We start from the raw sequence: 7,677 nt of genomic DNA on the forward strand, positions 1-7,677 counted from the left end.
GGCGGCTTTCTTTTGTCCGCTGCAGATTGACATGACACGATGGAGAACAGAATGACCTTGCACGAGAACCGTTTTACGCCCCGTGTGCACGCGGCCCTGCGTTTTGCCGGAACGGCGCTGGCGGTCGCCTGGCTGGCCGGCTGCGCCACCACCGCGCCCGCGCCCGAGTGGAAGGCGAGTTGGAAGGAGAGCTGGGGAAGCGCACTGATGGTCCCGAACGACAAGGTGGCGCTAACGGCGGCCGAAGGGCGCGACGTGACGCTGCGCCAGGCGATGCGCCTGTCGCTGGGCGGCGACGCACTGCGGGTCCGGATCAGCAACCTGTACGGCGCCGAGCCGCTGGTGATCGGCGCCGCCACGGTCGGCCGGCCGGCGCGGCCCGGCGTCGGCGACCTCGCCGGCGCCGCACCGGCTGCGCTGCGCTTCGGCGGCGCCGCCGGCGTCAGCGTGGCCCCCGGCGCGGAAGTCCTGAGCGACCCGCTCGCATTCCCGGTGACGGCGGGCGAGCACCTGGCGTTGTCGCTGCATGTGGTGTCGGCCCCCGCGCGCCAGAGCGCGCACCCGGCCGCGCATTCGACCCAGTTCGTCGCACCGGGCAACCAGGCGGCGCAGCCGGCGCTGACCGGCGCGCGCGCCGTCGGTTCGTGGTACCAGGTCGCCGGCATCGAAGTGCAGGCGCCAGGCGCCCAGGGCGTGCTGGTGGCGATCGGCGACTCGATCACCGACGGTAGCGGCTCCGGCAAGGACCGCGACGAGCGCTGGCCCGATTACCTCGTGCGGCGCCTGGCGGCGGAAGGCGGGCCGCAAGTCGGCGTGATCAATGCCGGCATCGGCGGCAACCGCATGCTGCGCGACGATACCGGGCCGAACCTGCTGTCGCGCTTCGAGCGCGACGTGCTGGCGCACCCCGGCGTGACGCATGCGTTGGTGCTGATCGGCGTGAACGACATGGGCCACCTGCTGCGCGCCGGCCGCGATACGCCGGAAGCACGCCAGGCGATGATGACGGAACTGCAGGCCGGCTGGGGCGAACTGGCCGCCAAGGCCCACGCGCAAGGCGTCTGCCTGATCGCCGGCACCATCACGCCCTATGTCGGTGGGCGCATCTACAAGCCGCAGCCGCACAACGAGGCCGACCGCGTCGCCCTGAACGACTGGCTGCGCGGCTCGAACCTGTTCGACGGCGTGGCCGACTTCGACGCCGCGGTGCGCGATCCGGCGGCGATCGACCGGCTGCAGAAGGCCTACGATTCCGGCGATGGATTGCATCTGTCGGCGGCCGGGTACCGGGCGATGGCGGGGGCGGTGCCGATCAACCGACTCGCGGGCTGCGGCCGGGCGCATGAAGCATCAACGCGTGGACAACAATGAGGAACAGGGAATGAACATGGCATCGAATCGATTCACGCTGCGCCGGGGTGTCGTGTCCGGCGCGATCACACTCGCGCTGGGCGCGGCAGGGGCGGGGGCAGCGAATACCGCGGCGACTACCTCAGCGAATACCGCATCGCCTACCACAGCGGTGCCGCGCTGGATGGAAGCCCTGGACCGGGGCGTGGTTGCCGTGCCCGCCAGGGATGGCGGCAACCTCGTGTCCTGGCGCCTGCTGGCGACCGACGCGCCGCGGACGGCCTTCGACGTGTACCGCGACGGCAAGAAGATCGCGGCCCTGCCTGCGCGCGCCGCCACCAACACCGTCGACAAGGATGGCACGCCGCGCTCGACCTATGTCGTCAAGGCCCGTGTCGGGCGCAAGGACGTCGACGCCAGCAAACCCGCCGCCGTCTGGAGCGAGGGCTATCTCGGCATTCCGATCCAGCAGCCTCCGGCGGGCGTCACGCCGGCGGGGGATGCCTATACCTACGTCGCCACCGAGGCCAGCGTGGCCGACCTCGATGGCGACGGGCGCTACGAGATCATCCAGAAATGGGATCCGTCCAACGCCAAGGACAATGCCTTCGGCGGCTACACCGGCGAGGTCTACCTGGACGCCTACACCCAGGAAGGCAAGCGCCTGTGGCGCATCAACCTGGGGCGCAACATCCGCGCCGGGAACCACTACACGCAGTTCCAGGTATTCGACTACGACGGCGACGGCCGCGCGGAACTGGCCGTGCGCACGAGCGACGGCACGGTCGACGGCAGCGGCAGGGTACTCGGCGACGCGCAGGCCGACTGGCGTGAAACGGGCGGCGAAACGCCGACGCAGGATCGCACCGGCAGCACGCTCAAGGCGGACGGCAGCATGGTGGCGACCTTGCAGGGCCGGATCCTGAAAGGTCCCGAGTTCCTGACGATTTTCGATGGCCTCAGCGGCAAGGCGCTGGCCAGCGAACCGTACTGGCCGGCGCGCGACCCGCGCACCGACGCGCCGAGCGCGGCGCAGATGACGCAAACCTGGGGCGACGGCTTCGCCAACCGCTCCGACCGGTTCCTGGCCGGCACCGCCTATCTCGACGGCCAGCGCCCCAGCATCGTCATGGCGCGCGGCTACTATGCGCGCACGACGCTGGCGGCCTGGGACTGGCGCGACGGCAAGCTGACGAAGCGATGGGTGTTCGACAGCGCGGCAAGCGGGAAAGGCGCCGGCCTGGAAGCCTGGGGCGGGCAGGGCAACCACCAGTTGGGCGTGGCCGACGCCGACGGCGACGGCAGGGACGAAATCGTCTACGGCGCGATGGCCATCGACGACAACGGCGAGGGCCTGTGGAACACGGGCCTGCGCCATGGCGACGCCATGCATCTGGGCGACCTCGACCCGACGCGTCCCGGCCTCGAGAAGTTCGGCGTGCACGAAGACGTGCGCCGCAACGGCGGCATCGGCGCCGCCATGCTCGATGCACGCACCGGCCAGGTATTGTGGAGCACGCCGGCGGACAAGGATACCGGGCGCGGGGTGGCTGCGGACATCGATCCACGCTTCCCGGGCGCCGAGGCCTGGGGGAGCAACCAGCCGGGCCTGTACACGGCCCAGGGCAAGCCGATCGAGGGTCCTGGCGGCGAGCAGGCCAGGCATCCGCGCGAGGCGAGTTTCCTGGTCTGGTGGGATGGCGACGAGCTGCGCGAACTGTTCGACCAGAACCGGATCACGAAATGGGATTGGCTGGCCGGCCGCTCGCATACCCTGCTGGAAGCGACCGGCGCCACCCATTCCAACGGCACCAAGAACGTGCCGGTGCTCTCGGCCGACCTGTTCGGCGACTGGCGCGAGGAAGTCGTGTGGCACACGCCCGACCAGCAGTTCCTGCGCATCTACACGACGCCGTACCCCACCGAACGGCGCCTGGTGACGCTCATGCACGATGCGCAGTACCGGGTGGCGGTCGCCTGGCAAAACACGGCCTACAACCAGCCGCCGCATCCGGGCTTTTACCTCGGCAGCGGCATGAAGGCGCCGCCGGCGCCGACGATTGTCGCGCGCCGGCCGGGCCTTGCCGCTGCCCCGCGCTGACGTCACGACGCGCGGCGTCCCCGGCCCGCGTCACATCGCGGGCCGGGCCGCATCAAGCCGGCTCGACAACGCCGGCTCGACAGCGCCCAAACACTCAAGCGCTTGAGCGGTTGACAACCCGCCCAGCGCTCAGCCGTATGCCACAATCGCCGGCATCAGCCACCCGCGGCGCAGCCTGGCCGCCAGCACGGACCTCCCGCATGCACCATACCATCCGCATCACTATCCGCAGCACCATCGTGCCGGCCCTGCTGGCATCCGTCTTTCTGCTTCCCGCGCCCGCGCGCGCCGTGGAAACCATCGACCTGGCCGGCACCTGGCGCTTCGCGCTCGACCGCACCGACGTCGGCGTGGAGCAGGGCTGGCCGGCGCGCACGCTGGCCCAGACCATCCGCCTGCCCGGTATCCTGAATGCCCAGGGCCATGGCGACCCGATCTCGGCAAGTACGCCCTGGGTGCTGTCGCTGTACGACCGCCAGTGGCACCAGCGCGAGGACTACAAGGCCTATACCAAGGAGGGCCAGGTCAAGGTGCCGTTCCTGAGCCAGCCGCCGCGCCATTACCTGGGCGCGGCCTGGTATGCGCGCGACGTGACCGTGCCCAAGGCCTGGGCCGGCAAGCGCGTGACGCTATTCATGGAGCGTCCGCGCTGGGGTTCGACCGTGTGGGTCGACGGGCGCGAGGTCGGCGCCAACCGCAGCCTGGTGGCCGAGCACGTGGTCGACCTGGGGCAGCTCAGCCCGGGAACCCACCGCATCGCCGTGCGCGTCGACAGCCGCATGCAACTGAATTACCGGCTCGACTCGCACAGCGTGTCCGATTCGCTCGGCATGAGCTGGAACGGCATCGTCGGCAAGATCGAACTGCGCGCGACCAGCCCGGTGTACATCGACGACGCCCAGGTCTATCCGGACGTGGCCACGCGCAGCGCGCGCGTCGTCATGCGCATCGGGAATGCCGGCGGGCGCGCCGGCAGCGGCACCGTCCTCGCCAACGGCAAGCGTGTGCCGGTCAGCTGGACCGAAGCGGGCGGCCAGGCCGAGTTCACCGTGCAGTATCCGAAGAACGCCAAGACCTGGGACGAGTTCACGCCGGCGCTGCAGACCATGTCGCTGGCCTTGCGGGGCGACGGTGCGCGCGCTGCCCTCGACACGCGCCGGCTGTCGTTCGGCTTCGTGCAGATCCGCGCCGAAGGCATGGACATGCTGGTCAATGGCCGGCCCGTGTTCATGCGCGGCACCCACCACGGCGGCGATTTTCCGCTGACCGGTTATCCGCCGACCGACGTCGAATACTGGAAGAAGATCTTCAGGATCAACAAGGCCTGGGGCATCAACCACGTGCGCTTCCACTCCTTCAATCCGCCCGAGGCGGCCTTCCAGGCGGCCGACGAAGTGGGCATCTACCTGCAGCCGGAACCGGGCATGTGGAACAGCGTGTCGCCCGGTTCGCCGCTGGAGGCGATGCTGTACGAAGAGACCGAGCGCATGATCCGCGCCTACGGCAACCATCCGTCGTTCCTGCTGCTCAGCCCGAGCAACGAGCCGTCTGGACGCTGGAAGGAATCCTTCGACAAGTGGATCGCGCACTACCGCGAACGCGACCCGCGCCGCCTGTACACCAACGGCACCGGCCACACCGAACCGTCGGTACCGAAGGTCGACGAGGGCACCGATTACCTGGCGATCCAGCGCATCGGCCCCAAACCGCTGCGCAACAAGACCGGCTGGTTCGGTCGCGACTACGCGGCCTCGCTCGAAGGCGTGAAGGTGCCGGTGCTGGCGCACGAGACCGGGCAGTGGGTGGCGTATCCCGATTTTTCCATCATCGACAAGTTCACTGGTTACCTGCGCCCCGGGAACTACGAGATCTTCCGCGACTCGGCCCGTGACCACGGCGTACTGGAAAAGAACCGCGACTTCGCGCTGGCCTCGGGCAAGTGGCAGCTGGCCGCCTACAAGGAAGAGATCGAGGCGGTGCTGCGCACGCGCGGCATGAGCGGCTTCCAGCTGCTCGACCTGCACGATTACCTCGGCCAGGGCACGGCCCTGGTCGGCGTGCTCGATACCTTCTGGGAACCGAAGGGCTATGCCACGGCGGAGCAGTTCCGCCGCTTCAACGGCGAGACCGTGCCGCTGGCGCGCCTGACGCGGCTCGTGCTCACGACGAAGGACAAGCTCGACGTGCCGGTCGAGATCGCGCACTACGGCAAGGGCGCGCTCGCCAAGGCCAGTCCCTGGTGGCGGGTCGAGGATGCGCGCGGCAAGGCCGTGCTGGAAGGGCGCTTCGACACGCGCGCCATCCCGATCGGCAAGAACACGCCGCTCGGGCGCATCGACGCCAGCCTGGCGGCGCTGCCGGCGCCGGCGCAATACAAGCTGGTGGTCGGCCTGGCCGGCACCCGCGTCGCCAACGACTGGAACTTCTGGCTGTATCCGGAGCAGGTGACGCCGGCGCAAACGCCGTCGGTACTCGTGACCCAATCGTGGAACACGGCCGAAGCGGCCCTGAAGGGCGGCGGCAAGGTGCTCTACCTGCCGCGCAAGGCGGATCTCGACTGGACCTCGCCGCCGCTGGCCGACGTGCCGGTATTCTGGAACCGCCTGATGAATCCGGGCTGGGGCCGCATGCTGGGGCTGTCGATCGATGCAAAACACCCGGCGCTGGCCGGCTTCCCGACCGAATCGCACTTCGACTGGCAGTGGAGCGAACTGGTGAACGGCGCGCGCGCCATGAACCTGGACCGCCTGCCCCGGGATTTGGCCCCGATCGTGCAGCCGATCGACGACTGGAACCGCAACTACAAGCTGGGCACGCTGTTCGAGGCGCAGGTCGGGCCGGGCAAGCTGCTGGTGTCGACCTTCGACCTGGAAGGCAAGCTCGCCTCGCGTCCGGTGGCGCGCCAGCTGCGCCAGTCGGTACTCGACTACATGGCCTCGACTGCCTTTGCGCCGAAGACCACGCTGGCGCCCGAGGCGCTGCGCGCGACCCTGTTCGACACCCGCGTGATGAAAAAGCTGGGCGCGACGGCGAGCGGCTGGCCCGATGCCGCCAACACCATCGACGGCGACCCGAACACCTATGCGCTGGTGTCGGTGCGCGGCGATGCGCCACGGCCGCAGCCGGTGCTGAATATCGCGTTTGACGCGCCGGTACCGTTCGCGGGCCTGGTGCTGATGCCGCGCCAGAACCACCGCGAGCATGAGGGCGACGTGCGCGAGTGGCGCATCGAGGTCAGCGACGACGGCGCCGCCTGGCGCGAGCTGCAGCGGGCGACGCTCGGCTCGACCTTCGACCCGCAGACCGTGCGCTTCGCCCAGCCGGTGACGGCGCGCCACCTGCGCCTGACCGCCTTGTCCGGCTTCGGCACGGACCGCGCCAGCGCCCTGGCCGACGTGGCCGTGCTGTATGCGGGACCGGCGCTGCCGGAAGAAGAGGGCGAGCTCGAATACAAGCGTTCGCGCGCGGCCTCGAGCGACATCGACGAGGCGGGGATGGAAGAGCGCAAACCCAAGCGCTGAAGTATGCTTCGCTCAGTGCGCTGATTCTTTCGCCGCCGATGTTCCGGCGTGCCGGGCGGGCGCTAGAATGAATCCATCTCGTCGCTGCCCCAGCGGCAGCGCGAGGTGTCTCAGTGATTTCCAACGGGTCTCCTGCGCCAGCCGGCATGTTGCGGCTGGCGTTTTTTTGTCTGGAGCGACTATCGCTGTAGCGCACCGTGCGCGATGCGGCGTCAAGAACCGTCGGCTTCCTCTTCAGCCGCTTCAAGGGCTGCAACTGTGCGAAGGGGAGACCGCGTGGGCGGAGCCCACCCTACGTGATGCCGTGGCGGATCTAGACCGGCTACCGCCGGTTGCGTACCGTAGGGTGGGCTCCGCCCACGCGGATACAACATTGAGAAACCGCCGGCGTGGTTTTTGTCGTAAATGCGACGGAGCGGGCCGCTTTGAGGGCAACCACTGTGCAAAGGGGAGACCACGTGGGCGGAGCCCACCCTACGTGACGCCGCGGCCAATCCGGACCGACCACCGTCGGTTGCGTACCGTAGGGTGGGCTCCGCCCACGCGGATACGGCATCGAGAAACCGCAGGCGTCGTTTTCACCGCGAATGCGATGGAGCGGGCCGCTTCGAGGGCAGCCACCGTGCGCAGGGGAGACCGCGTGGGCGAAGCCCACCCTTGTATTATGCTTTCTGAGCTTATTGCTCACTTTAACCCGAGGAATCA

3 protein-coding genes are annotated in these 7,677 nt (G+C 69.1%); all 3 read left to right on the forward strand.

Translation table 11 applies throughout. The annotated features are described in order from the left end of the window. Nucleotides 1-51 precede the first annotated feature (51 nt). The 3 genes from IFT60_RS15615 (at nucleotide 52) to IFT60_RS15625 (ending at nucleotide 6,972) form a co-directional block, all read left to right on the forward strand. Nucleotides 52-1,371 carry an SGNH/GDSL hydrolase family protein gene (locus IFT60_RS15615; protein ID WP_192053098.1) on the forward strand — a complete coding sequence of 440 codons (1,320 nt, stop codon included), beginning with the start codon at nucleotides 52-54 and terminating at the stop codon, nucleotides 1,369-1,371. Between the two features lie 16 nt (nucleotides 1,372-1,387). Continuing rightward, entirely contained in the window at nucleotides 1,388-3,451 is a 2,064-nt protein-coding gene (locus tag IFT60_RS15620) for a rhamnogalacturonan lyase (RefSeq protein WP_197986351.1), read from the forward strand. Nucleotides 3,452-3,651: 200 nt separating this feature from the next. Then, nucleotides 3,652-6,972, forward strand: coding sequence for a DUF8487 domain-containing protein (locus IFT60_RS15625; RefSeq protein ID WP_192053102.1), 3,321 nt, complete (start codon nucleotides 3,652-3,654; stop codon nucleotides 6,970-6,972). The last annotated feature ends 705 nt before the right edge of the window (nucleotides 6,973-7,677 follow it).

Origin of the sequence: Massilia sp. CFBP 13721, from assembly GCF_014842025.1 — a bacterium.
In the GTDB taxonomy this organism is placed as follows: Bacteria; Pseudomonadota; Gammaproteobacteria; order Burkholderiales; family Burkholderiaceae_D; genus Telluria.